Annotated in this window: 25 protein-coding genes; 7 read left to right on the top strand and 18 right to left on the bottom strand. The window is 67.9% G+C overall.

Annotated features, from left to right (window positions below; translation table 11 throughout):
• Positions 1-112 precede the first annotated feature (112 nt).
• Positions 113-1,474 carry a sigma 54-interacting transcriptional regulator gene (locus AC07PR_RS04365; protein ID WP_495134535.1) on the top strand — a complete coding sequence of 454 codons (1,362 nt, stop codon included), beginning with the start codon at positions 113-115 and terminating at the stop codon, positions 1,472-1,474.
• Here the strand turns inward: AC07PR_RS04365 and AC07PR_RS04360 are convergent.
• The 13 genes from AC07PR_RS04360 to AC07PR_RS04300 all read right to left on the bottom strand — a co-directional run bounded on the left by AC07PR_RS04360 (position 1,422) and on the right by AC07PR_RS04300 (position 14,643).
• A complete protein-coding gene (locus tag AC07PR_RS04360; protein WP_495134534.1) occupies positions 1,422-2,216 on the bottom strand; it encodes an amidohydrolase family protein in 795 nt (264 codons plus the stop codon). The genes AC07PR_RS04365 and AC07PR_RS04360 overlap by 53 nt on opposite strands.
• 14 nt (positions 2,217-2,230) lie before the next feature.
• On the bottom strand, positions 2,231-3,592 hold the full coding sequence (locus AC07PR_RS04355) for a peptidoglycan recognition protein family protein (protein WP_495134533.1): 1,362 nt from the start codon (positions 3,590-3,592) through the stop codon (positions 2,231-2,233).
• Positions 3,593-3,616: 24 nt separating this feature from the next.
• The gene (locus AC07PR_RS04350; RefSeq protein ID WP_495134532.1) at positions 3,617-4,867 is read right to left on the bottom strand and encodes a hypothetical protein; all 1,251 of its coding nucleotides are present in this window, start codon (positions 4,865-4,867) and stop codon (positions 3,617-3,619) included.
• On the bottom strand, positions 4,864-6,078 hold the full coding sequence (locus AC07PR_RS04345) for an aminotransferase class I/II-fold pyridoxal phosphate-dependent enzyme (protein WP_495134531.1): 1,215 nt from the start codon (positions 6,076-6,078) through the stop codon (positions 4,864-4,866). The genes AC07PR_RS04350 and AC07PR_RS04345 overlap by 4 nt, the downstream gene beginning before the upstream one ends.
• A gap of 13 nt (positions 6,079-6,091) precedes the next feature.
• Positions 6,092-8,233: a carboxypeptidase-like regulatory domain-containing protein gene (locus AC07PR_RS04340; protein ID WP_495134530.1), complete on the bottom strand. Its 2,142-nt coding sequence runs from the start codon at positions 8,231-8,233 to the stop codon at positions 6,092-6,094.
• Positions 8,230-9,552, bottom strand: a complete 1,323-nt coding sequence (locus tag AC07PR_RS04335; protein WP_377155425.1) for a hypothetical protein — start codon at positions 9,550-9,552, stop codon at positions 8,230-8,232. The genes AC07PR_RS04340 and AC07PR_RS04335 overlap by 4 nt, the downstream gene beginning before the upstream one ends.
• 6 nt (positions 9,553-9,558) lie before the next feature.
• Positions 9,559-10,794, bottom strand: coding sequence for a hypothetical protein (locus AC07PR_RS04330; protein ID WP_495134529.1), 1,236 nt, complete (start codon positions 10,792-10,794; stop codon positions 9,559-9,561).
• 191 nt (positions 10,795-10,985) lie between these two features.
• A complete protein-coding gene (locus tag AC07PR_RS04325; protein ID WP_495134528.1) occupies positions 10,986-11,636 on the bottom strand; it encodes a DMP19 family protein in 651 nt (216 codons plus the stop codon).
• Positions 11,636-12,115 carry a hypothetical protein gene (locus tag AC07PR_RS04320; RefSeq protein ID WP_495134527.1) on the bottom strand — a complete coding sequence of 160 codons (480 nt, stop codon included), beginning with the start codon at positions 12,113-12,115 and terminating at the stop codon, positions 11,636-11,638. The genes AC07PR_RS04325 and AC07PR_RS04320 overlap by 1 nt, the downstream gene beginning before the upstream one ends.
• Complete coding sequence (locus AC07PR_RS04315; protein WP_495134526.1) at positions 12,112-13,095, bottom strand: DUF4365 domain-containing protein; 984 nt, start codon at positions 13,093-13,095, stop codon at positions 12,112-12,114. Before AC07PR_RS04315 ends, AC07PR_RS04320 begins: the two co-directional genes overlap by 4 nt.
• Positions 13,096-13,362: 267 nt before the next feature.
• Positions 13,363-13,872: a hypothetical protein gene (locus AC07PR_RS04310; protein WP_495134525.1), complete on the bottom strand. Its 510-nt coding sequence runs from the start codon at positions 13,870-13,872 to the stop codon at positions 13,363-13,365.
• Positions 13,833-14,228, bottom strand: a complete 396-nt coding sequence (locus AC07PR_RS04305; protein ID WP_495134524.1) for a nuclear transport factor 2 family protein — start codon at positions 14,226-14,228, stop codon at positions 13,833-13,835. Before AC07PR_RS04305 ends, AC07PR_RS04310 begins: the two co-directional genes overlap by 40 nt.
• Positions 14,221-14,643: a hypothetical protein gene (locus tag AC07PR_RS04300; protein ID WP_495134523.1), complete on the bottom strand. Its 423-nt coding sequence runs from the start codon at positions 14,641-14,643 to the stop codon at positions 14,221-14,223. Before AC07PR_RS04300 ends, AC07PR_RS04305 begins: the two co-directional genes overlap by 8 nt.
• A gap of 118 nt (positions 14,644-14,761) precedes the next feature.
• On the opposite strand from AC07PR_RS04300, the gene AC07PR_RS04295 reads away from it, so the two are divergent.
• From AC07PR_RS04295 to AC07PR_RS04285, 3 genes are all read left to right on the top strand, one after another.
• Positions 14,762-15,184 (top strand): hypothetical protein, encoded by a 423-nt coding sequence (locus AC07PR_RS04295; protein WP_495134522.1) that lies wholly within the window; start codon positions 14,762-14,764, stop codon positions 15,182-15,184.
• 76 nt (positions 15,185-15,260) lie between these two features.
• Positions 15,261-15,596 carry a YciI family protein gene (locus AC07PR_RS04290; protein ID WP_495134521.1) on the top strand — a complete coding sequence of 112 codons (336 nt, stop codon included), beginning with the start codon at positions 15,261-15,263 and terminating at the stop codon, positions 15,594-15,596.
• 97 nt (positions 15,597-15,693) lie between these two features.
• Positions 15,694-16,065: a YciI family protein gene (locus tag AC07PR_RS04285; RefSeq protein ID WP_431104880.1), complete on the top strand. Its 372-nt coding sequence runs from the start codon at positions 15,694-15,696 to the stop codon at positions 16,063-16,065.
• A 33-nt stretch (positions 16,066-16,098) separates the two neighbouring features.
• Here the strand turns inward: AC07PR_RS04285 and AC07PR_RS04280 are convergent, their stop codons facing one another.
• The gene (locus tag AC07PR_RS04280) at positions 16,099-16,467 is read right to left on the bottom strand and encodes a glyoxalase superfamily protein (RefSeq protein ID WP_495134520.1); all 369 of its coding nucleotides are present in this window, start codon (positions 16,465-16,467) and stop codon (positions 16,099-16,101) included.
• A 61-nt stretch (positions 16,468-16,528) separates the two neighbouring features.
• On the opposite strand from AC07PR_RS04280, the gene AC07PR_RS04275 reads away from it, so the two are divergent.
• Positions 16,529-16,972: a DUF1801 domain-containing protein gene (locus AC07PR_RS04275; RefSeq protein ID WP_495134519.1), complete on the top strand. Its 444-nt coding sequence runs from the start codon at positions 16,529-16,531 to the stop codon at positions 16,970-16,972.
• Between the two features lie 69 nt (positions 16,973-17,041).
• Here AC07PR_RS04275 and AC07PR_RS04270 read toward each other — a convergent pair whose 3' ends face one another.
• Complete coding sequence (locus AC07PR_RS04270) at positions 17,042-17,974, bottom strand: homocysteine S-methyltransferase family protein (RefSeq protein WP_495134518.1); 933 nt, start codon at positions 17,972-17,974, stop codon at positions 17,042-17,044.
• A 172-nt stretch (positions 17,975-18,146) separates the two neighbouring features.
• Between AC07PR_RS04270 and AC07PR_RS04265 the strand changes: the two genes are divergently transcribed.
• Both AC07PR_RS04265 and AC07PR_RS04260 read left to right on the top strand, forming a co-directional pair.
• Positions 18,147-18,644 (top strand): HD domain-containing protein, encoded by a 498-nt coding sequence (locus tag AC07PR_RS04265; RefSeq protein ID WP_495134517.1) that lies wholly within the window; start codon positions 18,147-18,149, stop codon positions 18,642-18,644.
• Positions 18,645-18,676: 32 nt separating this feature from the next.
• Positions 18,677-19,126 carry a hypothetical protein gene (locus tag AC07PR_RS04260; protein ID WP_495134516.1) on the top strand — a complete coding sequence of 150 codons (450 nt, stop codon included), beginning with the start codon at positions 18,677-18,679 and terminating at the stop codon, positions 19,124-19,126.
• A gap of 21 nt (positions 19,127-19,147) precedes the next feature.
• Here the strand turns inward: AC07PR_RS04260 and AC07PR_RS04255 are convergent, their stop codons facing one another.
• The 3 genes from AC07PR_RS04255 to AC07PR_RS04245 all read right to left on the bottom strand — a co-directional run bounded on the left by AC07PR_RS04255 (position 19,148) and on the right by AC07PR_RS04245 (position 22,071).
• Positions 19,148-20,542: a TolB family protein gene (locus AC07PR_RS04255; RefSeq protein ID WP_495134515.1), complete on the bottom strand. Its 1,395-nt coding sequence runs from the start codon at positions 20,540-20,542 to the stop codon at positions 19,148-19,150.
• A 141-nt stretch (positions 20,543-20,683) separates the two neighbouring features.
• The gene (locus AC07PR_RS04250; protein WP_495134514.1) at positions 20,684-21,163 is read right to left on the bottom strand and encodes a hypothetical protein; all 480 of its coding nucleotides are present in this window, start codon (positions 21,161-21,163) and stop codon (positions 20,684-20,686) included.
• 32 nt (positions 21,164-21,195) lie between these two features.
• Positions 21,196-22,071 (bottom strand): DUF4349 domain-containing protein, encoded by an 876-nt coding sequence (locus AC07PR_RS04245; protein WP_495134513.1) that lies wholly within the window; start codon positions 22,069-22,071, stop codon positions 21,196-21,198.
• Positions 22,072-22,135 lie beyond the last annotated feature (64 nt).

Below are 22,135 nucleotides of genomic sequence, written 5' to 3'. Positions count from 1 at the left end.
ACGACGACAGAACCTAGACTGACTCGGACGTGATCGCGGTTCAGGCCTCTCGGACGGGAATGGGAAGGTCGCCGGTTACGAATCGGACAAGACATTCCTTTGGGGGGAGCAATTGGCGCCATCGGCCTGGATCGCCTTTACCGGGTCGTGCGACGCCGGTCTGCATGAGCGCTGCGTCTCGCTGCTCACGCGCGCGGGCATCGCCGTGAGCGCTTCAGCGCCGGAGGACGGCGCGGCGCTGGGCCTGGTCGTCTTCGGCGCGTGCGACGACGAGGTCCTCACCTTGCTGCGACGACATGGCGACAGCGCCCTGGTGCTGGCGATCTGCGTCGGCGCCGAGGCGCTGTCGAGCGCGGTGCAGTGGCACCTCGTCCATGCCGGCGCGCGCGATGTGCTGCAGTGGCCCGAGCTGCCCGCGACGGCCGACGAGATCAGCGCGCGGCTGCAGCAGTGGCTGCGTGTCGACGCCCTGGTCGATTCGCCGGCGGTCGCGTCCTGCCTGGTCGGCACCAGCCCGGCGTGGCGGCGCTCGATGCGCAGCGTGATCGAGGCGACGGTCTCCACCTCGTCGTCGGTGCTGATCACCGGCGAGAGCGGCACCGGCAAGGAGTTGATCGCCCGGCTGATCCACGACCTCGACCCGCGTCCCGACAAGGGCGAGTTCGTCGTCGTCGACTGCACGACCTTGTCGCCCGAGCTGTCCGGCAGCGAGTTCTTCGGCCATGAGCGCGGCGCCTTCACCGGCGCGGTCGGATCACGCGAGGGCGCCTTCGCGCTGGCGCACAAGGGCACGCTGTTCCTCGATGAGGTCGGCGAGCTGCCGTGCGAGTTGCAGGCCCGGCTGCTGCGCGCGGTGCAGGAGCGCCAGTACAAGCGCGTGGGCAGCAACACCTGGCAGCACAGCGATCTGCGCCTGGTCTCGGCCACCCACCGCGACCTGGAGCGCGGCATCGCCGAGGGCAGCTTCCGCGCCGACTTCTACTACCGCATCGCCGGCTGGCGGTGCCGCACGCTGCCGCTGCGCGAGCGCAAGGACGACGTGCTGCCGCTGGCGCTGCATTTCATGCGCGAGCTGCTCCCGTCGCAGCCCGAGCTCACCATCGACCCGGCGGTGCGCGAGTTCCTGATCGCGCGCGACTACCCCGGCAACGTGCGCGACCTGCGCCAACTGGTCACGCGCATCTGCCAACGCCATTGCGGCCGCGGGGCGATCACCGTCGGCGACATTCCGCCGGAAGACCACACGGTGCCGGGCGCGCCGCCGCTGTGGCCGGACAACAGCTTCCGGTCGGCCATCCGCTCGGCGGTGCAACTGGGCATCGGCATGAAGGACATCAGCCAGCGCGCCACCGAACTGGCGGTGGAGATGGCGCTGGAGTGCGAAGAGGGCAATCTGCAGCGCGCGGCGACGCGGCTCGGCGTCACCGACCGTGCCTTGCAGATCCGGCGCGCCAGTCAGCGGGCGCTGGTGTGAACGCGGCGCGCCGCCGCGCCCGCGCGGTCAGGCGCAGCAGATTGCCGCCGGTGACCAGCGCCTCGTCGGACGCGGACAGGCCCAGCGCGCGCACCTTGGCCAGCTCGACGCCGGGATGCAGCCACGGGCCGTCGCTGCCGAACAGCAGCTTGTGCGCGCCGGCGCGCCGCACGGCCTCGGCCAGCAGGTCGAAGCGGCGCACGCCGGAGGTGTCGGCGTGGATGTTGGCGCGGCGGACCAACGGATCGATCAGCGCGCGCTGCGCGCGCCAGTCGTCGGAGAAGCTGCCCAGGTGCGGCACGATGAAATCGACATCCGGGAACTCCTGCGCGAGCAGCTCCGCCTGCGCCACCTCGCCGACCACGTCGTAGAGCACCGGCAGCGCGTGCTCGCGCGCCGCCTCGCAGACCTCGCGCGAGATGTTGGCATCGTGGCGGTGCAGCTTGATGCCGACGAAGCCGTGGTCCTCGACACCGATGCGCACCAGCTCGCCGATGCGGCCGCGATCGCGCGCCGCGTGCACGAAGACGAAACCGATCCAGCGCTCCGACTGCGCGGCCACGATGCGCGCGACCTCGGCATTCGCCCGCCCGTAGTCGGAGTGGAAGGCCGCGAAGATCACCGTGCGCCCGATGCCGGCCTGCGCGGCGCGCCGGGCGTAGTCGCGCAGCGGCGCGCCGCTGTCCCACGGGCCGGTGAAGCCGTCGCCGGGGCCGGCGTGGCAGTGGCAGTCGATGATCATGGGGATGCTCGTCGTCAAGCCGGGCCGATCTGCTCGAACTCCCAGCGCACGCCGCGCGGCAGCACCAGCTGACCCGGCGGCATCGGGTCGAAGGGTTTCGGATCGATCGGTGTCTTGCGCAGGGCCCGTGTCATCGCGGCCTGCAGCTGCGGCGGCAGCACGTTGACGATCTTCACGGGACCGCGGGTCATCGACGGCTTGAAGGGCAACTGCGCATCCGTGAGGTCGTCGGAGCGGCGCAGCAGCCGCGCCAGCGCGAGCTCGACCATGCGCACCACGCCGGCCACGCCGTGCGAGCCGCGGTGGCCGTGCACCTTGGCCAGGTAGTACTGCAGCTTCGGGTGGGCGCGGTTCAGCGCGATGTGCGCCGGATCGCCCATACGCCGCGCGAAGGTGTCGCTCATGCCGACCTTCAGGATCTTCGGCTTCGCGTCGGCCCCGCCGGCCGCGGCAGGCTCGAACGCGATGTACACGCCGCCGAAGCCCGTGAACGAGCTGCCGGCCCGCACGATCTGCGCCCGCGAGTAGGACTTCGGCAGCCAGCTCAGCCGCGCGTTCAGCGGGCCGAAGGCGCTTTCCTGTTCGGCTTGCTGTTCGCCTTCCTGTTCGCTCTCGTACGCGCCGAACTCACCGGCGCCGACGCCGCCGAACTCGGCCTCCTTCACCGGCGCGCTGCGGCCCCAGGTGCGCCACAGGTCGGGGATCGCGTTGCCGTCGCCGACCTTGAAGCCCGACCCGCCGTCGCTGAGCTTCAGCGTGTCGACGGCCCATTGCCCGACGTGGTACCAGATGTCGGGACCGGGGTCGTTCTCGCGCGAGGCACTGCTCTGGCGATGCGCCAGGATCGTCTTCAAGCCGATCTTCGCCACCAGGTAGCGCACCAGCCGGCGGCCGGCTTCCAGCTGCGCCGGCGTGACCTGGTCGCGGCCGTACTTGTCGCCCTGCCACCACTTGCCCTTGGTGTTGGGAAAGTTGCCCGCGAACTCCACCGCCACGCTGCCGTGGTTGAAGCCGTTGCTGGCCCAGACCATCGCGAGCTCCGGATGCAGCTGCAGGATGCGGCCGTCGGCCATGATCGCGAAGTGCGAGCCGATCTTCAGGTAGTCCGTCAGCGCGTTCTTGCGGTTGCGGCAGCAAGCCATCTGATGCAGCACCAGCGCCTTCACCTGCGCGGCCGGGCGCATGCCGTGGCGGTTGCTCTTGTCGGCCTTGTCGGTCAGGTCGATGATGCCGGCGCCGGCCGCGCTCGCGGCGCCCGCCGCACCCGCCAGCGTGCCGGCGATCTGGCCCGCGACCTGTCCGATGCGGCTGCCGATGCCGCCGATCACGTCGCCCAGGCCCCATTCGCCGACGATCTCGAATTCACGCGTGTCCATGTGCGTCTCCCGGTGGATGGCTGATCAGACGCCGTGCAGCACCAGCGTCGAGCCGCGACGCGTCCAGCGGCCGCCGTTGCGCGTGCCCGAACCGCCCGATGCGCCGGACCGGCCCGGCAACGCGCGGCCGCTGAAGTGCGGCAGGTGCTGCTGCGCGGCGGCCGCCACGGCGGCTTCGAACTCCGCCGGCGCCGTGCCGTCGGTGGCCTGCTGTGCGGCCGTGCCGGCGATGCGCACGAAGCGGCGCGCCATCTCGAACTCGCGGTCCTCCAGCTCCAGGCCTTCGAACTCCATCTCCAGCGCCGAGCTCACCGCGCTGCCCAGCGCCGTGCCCAGCGCGGTGCCGACCCCCGGGATCGGGATCATCGACCCGAGCGCGCCGCCGACGAAGGGCAGCGCCTTCTTGGCCACCGCCTTCAACACGCCCGAGAAGGGCTTGGCGATCTTGCCGACCGTGCCGGCGACCTTCTTGACCCCCTTCCACAGCTTGCCGAGGAACTGCTCGAGCTCGGCCTCGCTGGACACCGACAGCAGCTCGGCGGCGAGGGCGATCTCCTCGGCCTCGCTGAACGGCGAGCCGCTACCGCGTCCGTATTCGCCCTGGCCTTCGTATTCGCCTTCGTACTCGCCCTCGTATTCGTACGCGCCTTCGAACTGGCTCTCGTGGGGGCCCTCGTAAGGGCCTTCGTACTGGCCCTCGTATTGCCCTTCGTATTGACCCTCGTACTCGCCTTCGCCTTCGTACGCCCCCTCGAATTCACCTTCACCTTCCGCGGCGAACTCGAAGGTCTCCTGGGCGCCCCCGCATCGGGGGCAATTGCAACGGATCGGATGCATGGTCATCTCCTCGCTGGGGGCATCGGGCGCTGCCGCGGGACCGGGGTCGGCGGCAGCAGCAGGGGCGGGTTCAGGTGGCGCGTACGGCGGCACATCGGGTGGCGCATAGGGCGACGCCAGGCATTGCTGCATGCAGCGCTGGTAGCGCGATCCGGGGCCGCCCCAGGCCGGCCACGGCGTGGGATCCCAGGCGGGGCCGCCATAGCGCCCCCAGGGCGACGAGCGCGAGGGCCGCGACGCATGCGATGGCGGCCGTTGCGGTGAACGCTGCGGGGATCGTTGTGGCGATCGCCGTTGCGACGACGGAGAGCGGCGCTGCGAGCCACCGTAGCGCGAGCCGCCGGAGCGGCCGCCCCGGTAACCGCGCTCGAACTCCTCGGACGCGGTCTCGAATTCGTTGCCGGTGGACAGCAACTCGAAGGATGTCGTGGGATTCATGGAGCCTCCGCAAGGAAGGGGTGGAAGGGCCGCCGCAACGCCGCCAGGGCCTGCATCAGCGCCTGCACGGCGCGCTCGATGCAGGCCGCGGTGTGCGCCGCGGTGATCACGAAACTCAGCCGTGCCTGCGCCTGCGATCGCGATGGCGACGGCCAACGCGACTGCGGACGCCACTGCGTGTGCGACGCCGGATGCGACGCAGGATGCGACGCAGGATGAGACAGCGGATGCGACGGCGCCGCCACGCCTGCGGCGTGCAGGACGGTGCGGACTTGCCGCTGCAGCAGCGCGGCGTGCAGCGCCGGCATGTCGACGCCGGGCAGCGGCGCGAGCGACTGCACCGGGAAGTCGCCGCCCACGCAACGCAAGCGCAGCGCGGCGAGCCGGTCGCGGAACTGCCGTACGCGCTGCATCAGCCGCGCGCGCAGCGCGTCGCCGAAGCGGCCGTTCAGCGCCAGCGCGTGGCGTGCCGCCTCGATCACCGCCAACGTCGGCGGGCTGGTGTGGACGCGCGTCTCGCTGCGGGTTTCGAACCAGCGCAGCGTCGCGCTGCTGCCGGAGAGCACCGCCATCGGCACGCCGAAGCCTTTGGCGAGCGATGCGCCGACGATCACCGGCGCGCCCTCGAGGCCGTGCCGGCGCACCGAGCCCCCGCCCGCCGGCCCGAGCACGCCGAGCGCCTGCGTGTCGTCGAGCACCAGGCAGCCGCCGTGGCGCGCGGCCGTCGCGGCGTAGCGGGCGATCGGCGACTGCTGCTCGCGGCCCGGACGGAAGCCGTCGCAGACGATGAGCAGGCGCGGACCCGCGCCGTCGGTCCCCGCGGACCCGGCGGTCTGGATGGCCCGGGCGGCGCCGGCGGCGAGGCGTTCAAGGCCGTCCGCATCCGACGCCGCGAAACCGTGCACCGTCGCACCGCGTGCGGCGGCGCGCTCGATGCCCCAGCGCGCGATGGCGTAGGTGCCGTCCTCCACGCAGATCACGGTGCCAGGTCTTGCCAGCAGGCCGAACAGGTCCCAGAACAGGTGCAGCGTCGACGGCAGCAGCGTGGCCGCCTCGCAGCCCTGCAGCGCCGCCAGCTCGCGCGCCACCGCCTCGGCGCCCGGCGGCGCCTGCAGCGCCGCGGGCCGGCCCAGGCTCAGGGCCGGCCAGCGCCGGGCGCTGCCTTCCGCGTGGCGCAGCCCCAGGTACAGGGACGATGTGAAGTCCAGCATGACCGCGACTCCGTCAGGCGTTGCGCTGCTGCTGGGCCAGCCGACGCTGCATCAGCAGCGAGGGCAGCATCGCGTCGGCGCTCGGATCGGCGGTCTCGCTGCTCAGGTCGATGCCGGTGGCCGCCCGGTAGGCATGGATGTAGCCCTGGATCTGCGGCCGCCAGTAGCGGGCGAAGTTGAAGGCCGGGGTCGGCTCGAAGACCTCGCTCCAGTTGCCGACGCGGATCGCCAGCATCACCTGCTCGCCGAAGATCGCCAGGTTGCGGAAGTGCACGACGCTGGTGTCGGTCCAGCCCTGCAGCTTCTTCATCGCATCGACGCGGTCCATCCATGGCTCGGGGTAGGCCACCATGATGCGGCTGGGCAGGAACTCGCGGAACTCGGGCCGCCCGAGCAGCCATTGCTGCATCAGCATCTCGATGCGCGCGGTGGTCGCCAGCTCGCCGAAGTTGTTGTGCGCGCCCTGCGACATCACCAGGTGCACCTCCTTGAGCGCGTTCAGCACCGGGAAGGCGTCGGCCTTGACCGTGGTGTCGTCGTCCTGCTTGTAGAACGCCGTCAGCAGCCGCAGCAGGTGGTGGAAGCCCTCGAGGAACTGCGAGCGCGAGTCGGCGATCCGGAAGTCCTTCACCGCCTTGCCGCGCAGCGTCAGGCCGTACTGGTGGGCGTACTCGGCGTTGCGGCGGTTCACGGTGAGCCGGTGCTGCTCGTCCTGCGTGTAGCCCCACAGCAGGCTGTTGAGCGGCCGCAGCGGATCGATCTCGAGGTTGGCGAGCGGGTCGGGCGTGGTCGGCGAGCCGCGGTTCTGGAAGCGCCGCGTCACCGCGTTCATCGTCTGCACGAGCATCGCTTCCTCATGCCAGTACGACCAGATCAGCTCGATCAGGCAGGGGTTGGCCAGCTTGTCGTGCACGAAGCCGACGGCCAGGTTCGCGCCGTCGGGGTTGCCCTCGATGATCGGGATGTCGGGCAGCTTGCGCGCCACCAGCGCCAGGTAGGGCAGCAGGCCCCCGGGCTGTTCGAGGTAGTCGTCGAAGCTGCCGCGCGCGTCGTCGAAGGCCGGCAGGTCGCGCCGGTCCAGGTAGGCGTTGTCGTGGCGCGGGCGGAAGGCCCGGTCGTGTTCGCCGCCTTGCAGCACGCCGCAGTTGACCATCACGAAGGCCTCGGTCGCGGCCTTCAGCACCCGGTACGAGTCGCTGTCGTTGAAGGGCAGGAAGCGCTTCAGCGAGAGCTTCTCGAACGCCTCCTTCTCGGCTTCGAAGCCGCGTCCGGCGTTGCCGCTTCCTCCGCCGTGGCCGAAGCCGCCGCGGTCGCCGTCGCGGTCGCCGTTACGGTCGTTGTGGCGGTCGCCGTGGCGCGGACCGTGCCGCCGGCCGCCGAACAGCACGTCCATGAAGCGCAGGTAGTGGTTGAAGCCCAGCGCATCGGTGCCGTTGCGGATGGCCAGCCACAGCGCCATGTCGTCGGTCGGCTCGGTCCCGGTGCGGCTGAGGGCGATGCCGAGCTGACCGGAGACCGGCTGCGTCGGCACCGACCCGGCGTGCCCGGAGTGGGCCAGCGTCAGCACGGCCGGCGGCTGCCCCGCGGCGGCGCCCAGCGCCGGGGAGCGCAGCTCGTAGACGAAGTCGACGCGGCCGGCGCGCGACACGGGGGTGGAGAAACTGGTGAAGCTGCCGTCGTGCGACAGCTCGGTCGAACCGTGCGGCGGCACGATGTGCAGCTGCGGATTGACGGTGTGGTTGACCGTGGCCTTCAGGTAGTCGCCGACCTGGGGCGGGCGGCAGTCCAGCGTCTCGCAGTCGCGCGTCATCCAGCGCGCTTCCAGCTGGGCGCAGAACTCCGGTTCCAGGTCTTGCGTGCGGGTGCCGCCGTCGCCGACGGTGAAGCGGGCCGAGTAGGTCCGCGGGTGGTGCAGGAAGCCGAGCACGTACTCGCCCGGTGCGACGTCGTCGAAGCACAGGTGGCCGTCGCCGTCGCTGCGCTTGAGCAGCAGCACCTGCTCGTCGGCCGGGTGGGACCCGGCGGCGAGCCCGGTGGTGTGGAACAGGCCGACCTGGGCCTGGGCGATCGGACGGTGCGCGCCGCCGCTGTCGCGCACCCGGACCTCGATCGAGGACCGGCGATCGGTATCGTGGTCGTGATGGTGCTTGCTCATGAGGGTTCTCCTTCGGTGACAGTGAAGCTGCGGCCCTGCGCCGCGGCGCAGGCTTGCGTGGTGTCCAGCGTGCTGGCCAGGGCCCAGTGCGTGAGCAGCTTGCCCAGCAGCAGCGATTCGTCCTCGGGACTGAGCCGGCCGTCGCAGCGCGCCTGGCCGATGACCGCGAAGACGAGCGACGGCGGCGCCCGGTACATCAGCGCCGGCACCCGGGTCCAGAGCCGGAACAGCGCCGAGAGCCGCGCCGGACGCCGTTCGGCCACGTCCAGCACCTGGGCCAGCGTGCGGCCGCGCAGCGCCGCGGGGCGGTGCTGCACGAGCACGCTGACGAAGGCCGGCATCAGCGCCTGCAGGCGATCCAGCAGGCGCAGCGACTCGGCGTCCAGGCCGCGGGTCGGATAGAAGGCTTCCCACATCGCGGCCAACCGCGCCCACTGCGGATGCGGGTAGAGCGCGTCGCCCATCGCGCAGCTGAGCTTCACGCGCAGCCAGGGGACGGGGTGCGGGTCGTCGACGTTGATGCGGAAGACGAAGGCGCGCGGCAGGCTGACCACGGCCATCAGCCCGGTCGGCGCGGCCACGCCGATGCGCGCGACGGACCAGAAGTCGGCCACGATCTCGCTGATCCAGCGTTCGTACAGGCCCCAGGCCACCGCGCCGTCGCCGGCGCCTTGCTGCAGCCCGCGCAGCACCGGCCGCAGCGAATCGACCAGCCCGAGCAGCGCCGCCGCCTGATGACCGACCTCGTGCACGAGCGACGAGGCGATGCCGCTGCCGATCATGCGTTCGCGCGGCACGCGGATCACGGCCACGGGGCTGGTGCCGCCGCCGGGCAGCCGGGTGCGCGCGCGGCGGATGGCCGCGCCGGGGCCGCGGTCGAGGTAGCAGATCACCGGCGGCGCGCGGTAGTAGCGGCCGCGCAGCGCGAGCGCATCGGCCGACAGCACGTCCAGCCCGGACAGCCAGACGCCGCTCTCGCTTTCGCTGCGCTGCGTGACGACGTCGCTGAAGAGGTCGAACTGCGTCAGCACGGCGTTGAACTTGAGCCGCAGGTAGGCGAAGCGGCGTTGCGCCTCGGCGGCGCTGGCGCGTTGCGCGGCGCCGCTGTCGAGCCAGCCCATGAAGCCGTGGACCAGGCGGCGCAGCTCGCGCCGGCCGGCGATCAGGTGGCCTTCAATCGCGCTCTGCGCGGCCGGCAGCAGGTTGGCCGCGGGCACCATCGGCTCGACCAGCGCGAAGGGCTTGACCCGCGCCAGGCGCGTCAGCAGCGCACGCGATTCCTGCATCAGGAACCACGCGGGATAGGTGCCGATGGCCATGGTGGTTCACGCGCCGAAGATGACGATGCGATGGCCGCGGCGCACCCAGCGGCCGCTGGTGGCGGCGCCCGGGCGTGCGGCGGTCGGCGGGGCGGATGCGGCGGACGCGGCGGACGCACCGCCGGTGAGCAGGCCCGGCGCGTGCTGCTTCGCGGCGGCGACGGCGGCCTGCTGCGCGACCGCGCGCGGGTCCGCGTTGGGCGGCGCGGAGGCGGCCTGCGCGGCGGTCTGCGCGGCCAGACGCACGAACTGCTTGGCGCCTTCGAACTCGCGGTCCTCGCCGGCCATCTCGGCTTCGAGTCCGAGCGCATTGCTGGCGGCGTTGGCCAGCCCGCTGCCGATCTTGGCGCCGAGCGGCCCGCCGAAGTAGGTGCCGATGGCGGTGCCGGCCATGGGCAGGGCCTTCTTGGCCACGCCCTTGAGCACGCCGCCGACGGCCTGCCCGATGGGGGAGCGCGCGAAGGAGCCGACGGCCTTGGTTGCGCGGCTGACGAGGTCGCCGAGGAAGCGGTCGAGCTCACCTTCGTTGGCCACGGACAGCAACTCGCCGGCGAGCTCGAGTTCTTCGGCCTCGCTGAAGGCGCCGGATTCCGTCGACCACTCGTTCTCTCCGAATTCGAACTGCTCGTTCTCGTACTCCATCTGGGTGCGGTCGATGTCGTGCATGGTGGGCTCCTGGTTGCGGTGGGGTGAGGAAAGGAGGCCGGGGGCGTGATGGCGCGCGGCCAGTGCGAAGGCGTCCCGGGCCGCCCGCTGCGGTGAGGGCGCGAAGGGCGCGGACAGGCGGGCAGGGGCGGTGACGAGATGGCGCACGGCGTCGGCGGACAGGCGCACGAAGTTGCGCGCGAGCTCGAACTCCTTGTCCTCGGGGCTGAGGCCCTCGAGTTCGAGGCCCGCGGCGCGCGTCGCGGCGGCGAGGGGCTGGTTGCCGCGCGGGCAGCCGGTGCAGGGGAGGACGCGGGCGGCGCTCTGGAGCAGCGCGCCTTGCAACGCACGCGCCGCGGCGGGATCGACGGACGTGCCGAGCTGGCGGGAGGTGCGGGCGATCAGATGGTTCAGCGAAGCGGCCAGCGCGGGCGCGGTGCGCGCCTCCAGCAGCTGCGCGGCGAGCTCCAGCACCTGGCCTTCGTTGAACACGCCGGCCGAGGCCGGCGTGCGCTGCGCGACGGCGGCCAGCGGACCTGGCGAGGTGCCTTCCTGAGCCTCGGTCTCGGGGCTGTAGTCGACCAGTGGATGCGACATGGGGCGGTGCTCCTTGCCTCATCTTTTGCAAGCACCGTGCCACTGCGCGGGGACGTGGATCTACCTGGGTGAGGGCCTCAAAAGCGGCGATGGCGGCGAAGCGCGATTCGCTTTTCGGCGTGGAGAGGGCTTCATGGCCGAAAGGACGTTCGTCCGTGGCCGTCTGGCGCGTGCGGCGTCGGCCGCGGCGATCACTCCCGGAACTGATCGATATGCCGCTTCAGGTATTCGATGCGCAGCGCGGGGAACTTCATCGCCAGTTCCATGAACGGCTTGTCGAAGGCGTTCAGCGGCGAGCCCTTGTAGGAGTCTGAAAACGCCCGCAGGGATCCTTGCGCCTTGAAAGGGGCGCGTCGCGGGCTGTCCTGGTCCGCGACGCGCCGCACTTGCTCGAACAGGGTGGCGGCTTCGTCCGCGCCGATTGTCCGCAAGGCGGCCGGCACTTGGGGTGCGGATTCGCCCGAGCTGTTCCAGAAGTACTGATGGAAGCCGCCGTTGGCGACCTCGGCTTCGACGATGAAAGAGACGTGGAAGATCTGGAATCCGCGCGGCAGGGAAGCCAGCGGCTTCGGTTCGCCGATCTGGCCGTGGATGCGTCCCTCGATGAATGCCATCACGGCGGCATCGAGCTGGTCCTCGGGGATGGCGCGCCACGCGTCGCCGTTCAGCGAGGTCAAGCGCGGACGACGAGCTTCCTCTTCGCGGCCCTGCCGTTCGATCTCCTGCAGCGCCTGGCGCAGTTCGGGCGACATCGCGCCTTGAGAGGCAGGCGTGGACGGTGGGGCTGGCGTGCAGGCCGTGGCGCCGAGGAGCACGGCGACGGTGAGCACGGTGGATCGCATCAGGGCCAACGGTGGAACCTCGAAGTTTTTCTGAACCAGGACGCGACAGAGGCCAGTCCGATGGCGCCCGCAAGCACGGCGGCACCGAGGTGCAACCAGAACCAGGTGCTCCGCGCTGCTTCGATGTCGGCGAGTGTTGCGACCGGTCGGCCGTCGGCTTCCAGCTCCCACAGGGTGGGCGGACGGTCGGTGTGAACGGCATATCGGACCTTTGCCGTGCGGGACGTCTGGATGGTGGACCAGACGCGTTCCATGTCCGGATCGGGGCGCCGATAGGTCAAGGTGAGGGGCGGGTGTCCAACGTGAATCCTGAAACCTGTCAGCAGGCCCGCCTCGCGGAGCGGCTCCTTGTCGACGATGAAGCCGCTCTCGATTTCCAGATCCTGCGGCGCTCGCGAGTCGACCATGAAGGTCATCGCGAAGAACAGCACGCAGAGCATCAGGTTCACGGCGGGAAGGAGGATGGGCTTCGGCTTCATGGAGGGGGCGGGACTGCCGAAGGAGGGACAGTTCGAGCGTCGGAGAACTTTCTATTGGTCCCAACCGCGTTTGCCCCCGATCCGAGCGTGTCACCTTGCTCATAGAAGAAGATCGACTCGCCTCCAGTGCCCAGTTCACTCAATGGAGGGGTCTCCTTGAGCTGAAGGAGCAATGGAACGTACTCAATGCGCAGACCAGGAATGGTAGGAGGAACTGGCAGCGTTTTCAGGTGGTGGGGCGATTCGCTTACAAAGCCGAGAAGTACGTTCTGGTAATCAAACCTGGAGTGATTGACCTGCGCCGCTTTGATGAATTGAGAAACTTCTTCTTGATTGAATCCATCCACGTCTGCCAGGACATAGTCAATCATGAAGAAGTCCTCGTCCAAGTGGCCAAGCATGGCAAACCACCAGTAGTCCTCCGGACTGGCAAATATCGATGCCAACCGCATGCGGTGCTCAAATCTCCATCCGATCCAATCACGAAGCGCGAGTTCGATGAGATCCTTTCTCTGCAGTCCTGCCGCCAACGCTTGCAGCGCAGTGGCGGTTGAGTCACCCAACACATTGGCCTTGTCCACCATGAGACTCCAGCCCTTCTCGTGGAACGAGACCTTTCGCATCTCAACGGCCTCCCACCAGCAGACGTTTGTTTTCGGGTCGCAGATGATGATTGCGACAGGGGTTGCGTAGTCGGCCCAATAGCGGAGGTGCTGGTAGTCGCCGCGGTAAGTGATTGAAGTGCCGTCCTGCTCTTTCAAGTAGGAGGGGCCACACTTGATCTGGACTGAAATCAGTCGACCATGGCTTTCGCCCTTGTCTTGCCGGATTTCAATCTCGCCATCGATTCCGATGTCTGTCGTGGGTTTTTCCCTGAAGATCCACTTCAAGTCTTGGTGAATCTTCAAGCCCACGAGATGAACCCCCGTCCTGCCTTGTTGTTCGCTATCGGACGCGACAGGGTATTTGCTTTCAGTCATCAGTTCTCCTCGGGGCACGCCTGCAGCAACTGTGCCGTCGCGCGTCCGCAGTCGCAAGGTGTCCGTTGTTTCGAACAGCCTTCGCGCACGAAGCGGATGCCGCCGTAGCCGCAACACAGGTTGGGCGGGCGCGTATCGATCCCAGGGATGGGCGACGCGTTGCTCATGAGACGAGAGGGTCTGTGCTGATCGGGCGGCAGCCTATCACCAGGCTCATGGCCGTCATTTCGATGAATCGAAGTCTGAGGAACTGTCAGTCGAACAGGGTCAACGGCGAAACTTCGAATTCTTCCTGAACCACGACGCGACTGAGGTCAGTCCGATGCCGCCCGCGAACACGGCGGCGCCGAAGTGCAGCCAGAACGAGGTGTTCCGTGCGGCCTCGACCTGCGCCACGGTGGCGACCGGCTTGCCGTCGGCGTCCAGGGACCACAAGGTGGGTTGGTCATCGACATGTGCGTGGAAGCGGACCCGCACCGCGCGTGCGGCCTGGATCGTCGACCAGGCGCGCGCCACGTCCGGGTCCGGGTACTGGTAGGTGAACGTGACGCTCGGGTGACCGATCCGCAGCTTGAACCCGGTGAGTTGCTTGCGGGTGTAGATCGGCTCCCTGTCGACGACGACGCCGCTGATGAATTGGAGGTCCTCCGGCGGCTGCCTCTCGATCGTGAACGCCTTCGCGAAGATGAGCGCGGACAGCAGCAGACTGCCGATGGAGAATGCGATGGCGCGCAGCTTCATGGCGTGATGGCCGGGACGGCCGTTGCCTTGGACCATACGGCCATCCAACCGGCCGCGCGTCGCTCGTAGACGTCCATGTGCCAGCAGTCGACGACCTTGCCCGACGGGAAGCTCAGTCGCGCGCGGTAGCGGATGACCGCGAGGTCCGCGGACGCGCGGACTTGCATGTCGCTGTGTTCCCAGCCGGTGTAGAAGGGCGCCTCGGCGATCAGCCCGAGGTACTTGTCGCGGCTGAACAAGCGGCCCGCCGGCGTGATGAGCTCGTACTCCGGCGCGTGCAGCGACTCGATGACCGGCATGTCGCGCTCGACGATGGCGCGCGTGCGGCGGATCTCGAGGGCGGGGAAGAAGTCTTCGGGGGCTAGGTTCGGAGCGCGCTCATCGTCATGCATCGGTTCCTCCTTGCGGCTTGCCTCGATTGAGGAAGCTGGTCCAGAACAAACTCTCCTTGACCACGGCTCTCCCGCACCCGTCCGTGGCCTGAGCTTCCAGCGCGGAGATCAGCGCAGTCATTACATCGGCCCTGTCGTAGGGGTGAACGACCCGAAGCTCTCCGATGAGCGTTTCCCAGCCCCAGAGATCAAGCACGACAAGGAATGCGTTTCCATCGTGAACGAAGGCGTGCTCAGCCTGGTGGTCGGGACCTTGTTCCACTGGCAGACGGACCAGGTAGCCGCGGTGTCCGACGACGATCGTCTGGACTGAAGCGAAGATCCTGGCCGTTCCGGCGCCGCGTCGGTCACCGGTATCGGCGAGCAGTCGCTCCAGCGCGGCAGTGTCGAATGGGGCGGTCTCGTAGGCGTTCATGTGGTCGGTGTCGATCATAGGCGCGGGGGCAGGGTTGCGTCGCCTTGGCACCTGGCTTGCTCACGAACATGGAATCCGGATCGACGACCGGAAACACAGAGCTGAAGGAGAACTGGAAGTGATCATCATGAAATTCACCGCAGCCTCGACCATCGTGCTGTCCGTGGCACTCATCGGCTGTGACCGCACTGGGAACTCGACATCGGCACCAACGTCCCAGATGCCAATCGCCTCAGCGCCCGCAACCGAAACCGCAACGCCTGACCCCACGCAGACCTGGCTGGGTCGATGGAACGGGCCGGAAGGCACCTACTTGCAACTGAACGCCACTGGCAATGCGACCTACGAAGTGCGCATCAAGGACCTGGATGCGGAACGGACGTTCAAGGGCGTTGCCAAGGACGGCGCCGTCCACTTCGAACGGGACGGCAAGCAGGAGTCGATCAAACCCACCAACGGCGATGCCACGGGGATGAAGTGGCTTGCGGGCAAGTCGACGTGCCTGACGGTTCATCCGGGAGAGGGCTACTGCCGCGACTGAGTGGCTGTCGCTTCTGCGTGTCTCCAGGAGCCCGGCTTGCTCCCCCGAACCCATTGGCTTCGACAAGGAGACGTCAATGGCAAAGTTCCTCACCGTGGGCTACGGCGACGAGGCCGGATACAGGCAGACCGACGCAGCCGTGCGCGATGCGGCTCATGCGCACGATGCGAAGCTCAAGGCCAGCGGTGCCTTGATCGGAATGGCCGGCGCTCCTGTGCAGGTCCGTAACCCCGACAACTCGGGCGTCCAGACGACGTCGGGCGCCTACCTGCGCAGCGCTTTGCCGATCGCCGGATTCGCCGTGATCGAGGCGAAGGACCTGCAGGAAGCGATCGCGATGGTGTCGAAGACGCCATGCGCCGTGGCGCACGGCGTCGTGGAGGTCTGGCCTCTGCAGGAACCGCCGCAGTGACGATCATCGGATCCCGCTGCTAGATTTCTGCACGGGCTTGTCGATTTCCGACCCTCCGCTTCGTCGTCAGTGCATCACCACCTTCAAAGGACTTCCCTTGAAATACCTCGGCCTCGCCTACTTCACCCCCGACGCATTCGCCAAGATGTCGCCTGAAGACGTCAAGGCATTGGTGAGCCAATGTCCGCCGCTGGACGAGAAGATGCGCGCCACGGGCAAGGTCCTGGTGTCCGCGTCGCTTGGCGATCTGGAGGGCTGGAAGACGCTTCGTCCGAGCGGCGGCAAGACGCACGTCACCGACGGGCCTTACACCGAAGCGAAGGAAGTCGTCGGGGGCCTGTTCATCATCGAGGCGGACAGCGAGGAAGAAGCGCTGCGCATCGCCTCCATGCATCCGGCCGCCACGCTGGGCGAAGCGGGCGGCTGGGCCGTGGAGCTGATTCCGATGGACTTCTACTTGAGCCGTTGAGGACTCGGAGGAACTGCACGGCGCCCGGCTGCGTCAGGTGCTGATCGCGTTGGTGAACGTCAACCGGTTCCCGAACGGATCCGTCACTGAGACGTCCTTGGACCCCCACGGCGTCTCCTCCAGCCCGGGCCGGGCGTAGCCGTACTGCCGCCCGGTCAGTTCCGCGTGGAAGCCTTCGATGTCGTCCGTCTCGATGCGCATCGCCGCACCCGGACAGGCATCGCCGTGATGTTCCGAGAGGTGCAGCACGCAGCCGTCCCGCGAGACCTGCAGGTAGAGCGGCAGTGCGGGCTCGAAGCGATGATCCCAGTCGACCTGGAAGCCCAGGAACTGCACGTAGAACTCCAGCGCCTTGGCTTCATCGAAGATGCGCAGGATCGGTGTGGTCTTGGCGAATTTCATGAGCGCGATCATCCTACGGCTACAGTCTCCAAACCCATTCGCCAGAGAAAAGGGAGGGGGCATGGACTCCGACATGAAGACGTTCCCCATCCCCGATGCGGTGCGGGACCATCTCCTCGCCAAGGCGACGCCCAAGCAGCTCGAGGACGTGAAGCGACTGGTGCTGCTTCTCTCCGCCGTCACCGGCGAGGCGCCGGCGATGTGGGGCGCCAGCATCGTGGGCTTTGGCGCCTACCGCTACACCTACGCGTCCGGTCGCTCGGGCATCTCGTGCCTCGTGGGCTTCGCCATCCGGGGCAAGGAGTTCGTCCTCTATCTGGCGCCGGACTGGGGAGGCGCGCAAGCCTGGTTGAGCAGGCTCGGGAAGTTCAAGGCCGGCAAGGGGTGCCTGTATGTGAAGCAGCTCGCCGATGTTGATGTCGATGTGCTTGAGCAGTTGGTGTCGGCGTCCGTGGAGGAGCTTCGTCGGCGTTATCCGGCTCAAGAGCACCCATCGGCCCGCTGAAGGTTGATGCAAGGCGAATCAAAGGCGACTCTCGCAGTGAGGGTCGGGGCGAGGCATGCATGCCGACTCCTAGCTGACCCATGCATCCCGCATGGCGCGAAGGTGCCGCCAGTCGGTGCCGCAGCAGCCGCCCAGGACATTCAACCGTGGCAAGACACCTTTGAGGCCCCGATACCTTTGAGCAAGGTCTTTGGGATCGCCTATGTCCAGTGTGGTGGATTCATCGAGCTCGGCGTGGCTCTTCGTCGAGGCGTTGGGACGTAGACCGTGGATGCGCGTTATCCATGGCTTGTCGGCCGACAGGACATCCTCGACATGTGTCGGATGTGCGCAATTGATGGCGAAGTAGGCCGGCGGAGCGGACGCGTCCACTCGTTGGATGGCGTCACCCAGCGCCTCTCCACTGGGCAGTCGGCCGTCCGTCTCGACAGTGAATGAGATGGCGACGGGCAGTCCCACGCGCTGCGCTGCCATGGAGATGCCCAGGGCCTCAGCCGATGTGGTCATCGTGACGGCTGCGAGCATGTCCACCCCGCCTGCGGCAAGCGCCTCAGCCTGCAGTCGGTGATAGTCGGCAGCGACGTCCACGCTGTCGGGCGCCTGCGCAATGTAGCCGTCTCCCCGTGGACCGATGACACCGCTGACAACCATCGGCCCGCTGAGGCGTGGCGCCCAGCGCGAACGCATGCCGCACATCAATTGCGCTGCTCGGGTGTTGAGCGCTCGCAGGTGCGCGGCATCCATGCCCAACAGCGTGGCCCAGTCGGAACTGGCGCGCCACGTGGGCGTTTCGAGTACGAAGCCAGCCCCGGGCGTCTCGCCACAGAGTTCGAGGTAGGGAACGTAGTAACTCTTCAGGCGCTCGCGGCCAAGCTCATCATCCAGCAGCGTGAACGCAGCGAAGTGCGGCAACTCAATCTTGTCGAGGAAGACGAGCGAAGTCTCGAGGCCGCCGTCGCTCAAGAAGATGCCGCCAGCAAGTTGGGGAAGTGCCCTGGCCATGCGCTGCCTCCATCGGCCGAGTTGCTCTTTCGTGGCGACACAACGATACGCCGGCGGGAGACTCTGAGCAATCAAGCGGATCGAGAGGCGCTATCGCTCGAAGTCGGGACTCCCAAGGTTGCCGGTGTCGCTGCACGGCCAGCGGTCGGGAACGTCGCGGACACTGAGGGTCATGACGACCTCCCTCCCGCAGCAAGCCCTGGCCTTCGCCGTTGCCGCGCACGGCGCGCAGAGGTACGGAGATCATCCCTACGTGCATCACCTGGACGCCGTGGCCTCGATTGCCGAGCCTTTCGGCGAGGCCGCGGTCGTCGCTGCGTACTTGCATGACACGGTGGAAGACACGCCGGCGACGCTGGCGGAGATCACCGAGCAGTTCGGTCCGGAGATCGCCGCCTGCGTGGCACTGCTGACGGATGAGCCCGGGGCCGACCGCAAGGAGCGCAAGGCGAAGACCTACGCGAAGCTGGCCGAGGTCACCGGACCGCTGGAGCTCGCCTTGATCGTGAAGGCATCGGATCGCCTGGCCAACGTGAGAGCCTCCGTGAAGGACCGCAACGAGCGCATGCTGAAGGTGTATTGCAGCGAGCATTCGACCTTTCGAAAAGCCGCCTATCGACAGGGACTCTGCGATTCGCTGTGGGCCGAACTGGATGCCCTATTGAACTGAAGCTACGGAGATCGTTCGGTATCGTCGACGCCATGAATCCAGACTCACCCACAAGAATCGCGATCGACCATGACGACTACCACGCGGAACACGTCGGAACGACTGCCGACGGACGCCAGTTCTTCCTGACCTATCCGTTCGAGCCGGCGAGGAATGGCAGCCCGGGCGACGAGTTCAATGCGCTCTACCTGTTCGATTCAACGGGGGAGTTCATCAGCGCGCAGATCGAGTCATTCGGCCCGAGAGGCTCTTTTGATGCCCAAGCGAAAGCGCAGGCCTACCGCCGACTGCTCGATGGACTGGGCCCGGTCACGTTCCAACGGATTGAGGTGGCCCCGTTCGAGGTCGAGAGGTTTGGCAGGACATTCGGCTTGATCGGACGGGACTGCGAGGATCCCGACGATGTGCTCGCCGTCGAAGCGCAACCGGGGAATTACATGGCGTTCTTTGCGCCCTGGGACAGCGGCGTCTACGACACCTGAACTCGATCGGGCTGTCCCGGGCTATCCCACGCACTTCCCGCTCTGTGCGCCGTGCACCGGCAACGGCACCCCTGGCAACTCGATCGCATAGTGCAGCGACAACATCTGCCACCCCTGCGGCCCCAGTTGCCATTGCGAGCTGTTCACGCCCACGTAGTCCGGCGCTGCCTGTGCGGGATCGCGGCGTGATTCGACCACGCTGTAGACCTCGGCCTGCCCAGCGTAACGGCGAAGTTCTCTGTGGATTTCGCATTCATGCAGCGCTCGCGGGGACGGCTTTCCCACGGCGGCGATGAACGCCTCGGCGGACCAGCTGCGCGCTTGCAGCTGACTGACGTTTGCATTGAGCTGTTGGCCCCACACCCGCGCTTCCGGATGCATCAGCGCGCTCATGCGTACCGTGTCCGCGGGTTGTCCTGCCGCGTGGCTGAACGACTGCCACAGCGCGGTGACCTGCGTCTCCAGCGCGGCGCGGCTGAAGGCCAGCGCGTCGGGCCCGAGCGCGTCGATCAGCGCCGGCCAGCTCACGCGATAGACCTGCGACAACCCTGACGCAAGACCTGACACCGGTCGCGTCGATGCAAACAGCAACCAGCGCCCATCCGCGGTGACCGACGGCGTGAACTCGAACCCGGCGCCGTTGATCGGCGCTGGCAGTCGCAGCGCGGGGCCGAACTGCTCGCCGACGCGCTCGGCCAGGTAGAGGTCGGCGCCGCCTTCGCTGCCGGCGCGGTTGCTCCACCACACGGCAAAACGCCCGTCCGGGCTGAGGGTGAAGTCGCTGTTGGCCGTCCCCTCGTTGATGGGGGACGGGAGAAGGCGAGGAGGGCGGTCTTCATCGTCGTCGACGCGATAGATGGAGAGCTTGCCCGGACCGCCGGCGCGTGTGGACGCGAAGTACAGCCGCTTGCCGTAACGCTCAGGGCCGAGCTCCTGCCCCGGGCTTTGCAGCACATCGGCCAGTCGCCGGGGCGGCGTCCATTGCCCGGTGGCGAGATCCGACAGTCCGGCTTCGAACAGATCGAGATCGTCGCCTCGAGCGGCGGTCTCCGCGCCGGGCCGATGGGAGACGAAGGTCAATGTCTTGCCGTCTCCGGACAGATGCGGGTCCGAGTCGCGCGAGCGGGGCTCGGAGAACGGCAGCGGCTCCGGGGCGCGCCAACTGCCGTCCGGATTCCGCCGCTGCCAGAAGATCTGCGATTGCTTGAAGCCGGCGGCGGAGCGCGCGAAGACGCGCAGGGTGGCGGTTTCCTGCAGGTTGTAGGTCTGCGTCTGCGGATCGGCGCCGGGCAGCTCGACCCGTTCGACGACCAGTTCGTTCGCTGCGACCGCGGACGCCGCAGCGACCGCAAACGACGGGCCATGAATGGCCGCAAGGAGAAGCAGGGCCACAGGATTCAGTGCGCGTGCAAGCATGGCGATCAGGGCTGGAAGTCCGGAATGCGCCGATGCTAGAAGCGAGGTGAAGACCTGACCCCCGCGATGTGATGAAGCCGGTGAAACACGCCGTCAAGGCGGCCGGGGGCGGATGAGATTCGGCGCGGGCTTCCCTTTGGTTCAGCGCTCGGAGACATCCGGCAGGCGGTCGCCTGCGCCGGGCGCCCGCGATACTCGCTTGGCCAGATACGCGCCGATGACGATCCCGACGGGGGTGACCAGCGCCCAGATGCCGACCACCAGCGCCGAACGCGGGCTCGGCAGTTGAGCGAAGAAGACCGTGACCACCGCCAGAAGCAGCAGGAGGCCGATGGCGACCTGTGACCGCGCCGGAGACAACATCCTTGCGACGAGTCCCGAAATGACGCTGCTGAGAAGGCTGACTGCCTGAACGACGAACCAGCCGCCAGACCTGGTGTCCCTTGTCTCGAGGAGCCAGTCCAGATGGCCAGGCTCGATGATTGTGCCGAGCAGGTCTCGGATGATGAAGACCGTGTACAGCAGCGCTATCGACGCTCCGAAGTGAGCGACGATGCCCGCTACCACGGCGATCCAGGTCCGCCGCCAGCGAGGTGTCGATTGAATGGTGTCTGTAGTCATACGGGTTCAAATTCGGATGAACTGCACGGGGCTCAGCGCGGCTTGCGACGCCGCCACAGCTTGCGCCCGACCCAGAACAGCAGTCCAAGGACGAAGGACCAGGGCAGCAGGTAGGCCACGCCCGTGATGGCCGACGAGATGCCCTGCGAAAGACTGCCGCCGAAGTCCGACGCGGCGACCGAGATCGGCTGCCAGAACGACTTGTTGCGCTCGGCCTGGATGTTGATGGTGAGGATCTCCGTCTCCACGCGGCGCACCAGGTTGGCCTGTGTGCCATCCGCAGCCTCGATCTCGCTCTGCACCTGCGCCAGCTCTCGGGTGAGCTTGATCAAGGCATCCGCATCGTTCCCCGGCCGTTTGCGCAGGGCTTCAAGCTCCGCGCGATAGGAGGTCAGCATGGCCAGCTTCTTCTCGACGTCCTGGATCGGCCCGGCCAGATCCTCGGTGGTCGTGGATTGACCGGTGATCTCCCCTTGCTTGCCGATCGAGGCGATCAGCTTCTGGATGCCGTTCGGCTTCGCGCGCAGACGAAGGCTCGAGGAGGCGTACTTGCCCGTGTTGATGCGCGAGTCCAGCACCTCGCACAGATCCGCCGAGGCCTCTCGACAGGCGGCCAGCGCCGCTTGATGCGTCGCGGCGAGCTTCTCCTCGGGGATCTCGATCTGGAGGGAGTGCTCGTACGCCAGCGTGCGGCGTGGTGCAACAGCGCCAGGAGGGCGCACAGGGTCGGCCACAGCGGCCCTTTCCTTGTGCAAGACACCGGCAGGCGCGGACTCGCTCTTCGGGGAACACCCGGTGACGACAACGAGTAACAGACACGCGATCAGCAGACGATTCATCGGCACTCCGACGGTGGGGGCATGAGGCGGGTTGAACGCAGGGCGCGTTTCACGGCCCGAGGCGCCCATTTGAGAGGTCCGCAGTTTGCCTCACCAGTTTGGTATTGCCAGGTCGTGATCGCTGTACGGCGAA

This window comes from Roseateles sp. GW821-FHT09H11 (genome assembly GCF_059415845.1).
The sequence above is the reverse complement of the archived record's forward strand: the minus strand, read 5'-3'. Positions and strand labels throughout refer to the sequence as shown.

Excerpts from the sequence above, each read along its gene's own strand:
- AC07PR_RS04360 (WP_495134534.1), bottom strand. The coding sequence starts at position 2,216 with ATGATCATCGACTGCCACTGCCACGCCGGCCCCGGCGACGGCTTCACC.
- AC07PR_RS04355 (WP_495134533.1), bottom strand. The coding sequence starts at position 3,592 with ATGGACACGCGTGAATTCGAGATCGTCGGCGAATGGGGCCTGGGCGAC.
- AC07PR_RS04350 (WP_495134532.1), bottom strand. The coding sequence starts at position 4,867 with ATGAATCCCACGACATCCTTCGAGTTGCTGTCCACCGGCAACGAATTC.
- AC07PR_RS04345 (WP_495134531.1), bottom strand. The coding sequence starts at position 6,078 with ATGCTGGACTTCACATCGTCCCTGTACCTGGGGCTGCGCCACGCGGAA.
- AC07PR_RS04340 (WP_495134530.1), bottom strand. The coding sequence starts at position 8,233 with ATGAGCAAGCACCATCACGACCACGATACCGATCGCCGGTCCTCGATC.
- AC07PR_RS04335 (WP_377155425.1), bottom strand. The coding sequence starts at position 9,552 with ATGGCCATCGGCACCTATCCCGCGTGGTTCCTGATGCAGGAATCGCGT.
- AC07PR_RS04330 (WP_495134529.1), bottom strand. The coding sequence starts at position 10,794 with ATGTCGCATCCACTGGTCGACTACAGCCCCGAGACCGAGGCTCAGGAA.
- AC07PR_RS04325 (WP_495134528.1), bottom strand. The coding sequence starts at position 11,636 with ATGCGATCCACCGTGCTCACCGTCGCCGTGCTCCTCGGCGCCACGGCC.
- AC07PR_RS04320 (WP_495134527.1), bottom strand. The coding sequence starts at position 12,115 with ATGAAGCCGAAGCCCATCCTCCTTCCCGCCGTGAACCTGATGCTCTGC.
- AC07PR_RS04315 (WP_495134526.1), bottom strand. The coding sequence starts at position 13,095 with ATGACTGAAAGCAAATACCCTGTCGCGTCCGATAGCGAACAACAAGGC.
- AC07PR_RS04310 (WP_495134525.1), bottom strand. The coding sequence starts at position 13,872 with ATGGTCCAAGGCAACGGCCGTCCCGGCCATCACGCCATGAAGCTGCGC.
- AC07PR_RS04305 (WP_495134524.1), bottom strand. The coding sequence starts at position 14,228 with ATGCATGACGATGAGCGCGCTCCGAACCTAGCCCCCGAAGACTTCTTC.
- AC07PR_RS04300 (WP_495134523.1), bottom strand. The coding sequence starts at position 14,643 with ATGAACGCCTACGAGACCGCCCCATTCGACACTGCCGCGCTGGAGCGA.
- AC07PR_RS04290 (WP_495134521.1), top strand. The coding sequence starts at position 15,261 with ATGGCAAAGTTCCTCACCGTGGGCTACGGCGACGAGGCCGGATACAGG.
- AC07PR_RS04280 (WP_495134520.1), bottom strand. The coding sequence starts at position 16,467 with ATGAAATTCGCCAAGACCACACCGATCCTGCGCATCTTCGATGAAGCC.
- AC07PR_RS04275 (WP_495134519.1), top strand. The coding sequence starts at position 16,529 with ATGGACTCCGACATGAAGACGTTCCCCATCCCCGATGCGGTGCGGGAC.
- AC07PR_RS04270 (WP_495134518.1), bottom strand. The coding sequence starts at position 17,974 with ATGGCCAGGGCACTTCCCCAACTTGCTGGCGGCATCTTCTTGAGCGAC.
- AC07PR_RS04265 (WP_495134517.1), top strand. The coding sequence starts at position 18,147 with ATGACGACCTCCCTCCCGCAGCAAGCCCTGGCCTTCGCCGTTGCCGCG.
- AC07PR_RS04260 (WP_495134516.1), top strand. The coding sequence starts at position 18,677 with ATGAATCCAGACTCACCCACAAGAATCGCGATCGACCATGACGACTAC.
- AC07PR_RS04255 (WP_495134515.1), bottom strand. The coding sequence starts at position 20,542 with ATGCTTGCACGCGCACTGAATCCTGTGGCCCTGCTTCTCCTTGCGGCC.
- AC07PR_RS04250 (WP_495134514.1), bottom strand. The coding sequence starts at position 21,163 with ATGACTACAGACACCATTCAATCGACACCTCGCTGGCGGCGGACCTGG.
- AC07PR_RS04245 (WP_495134513.1), bottom strand. The coding sequence starts at position 22,071 with ATGGGCGCCTCGGGCCGTGAAACGCGCCCTGCGTTCAACCCGCCTCAT.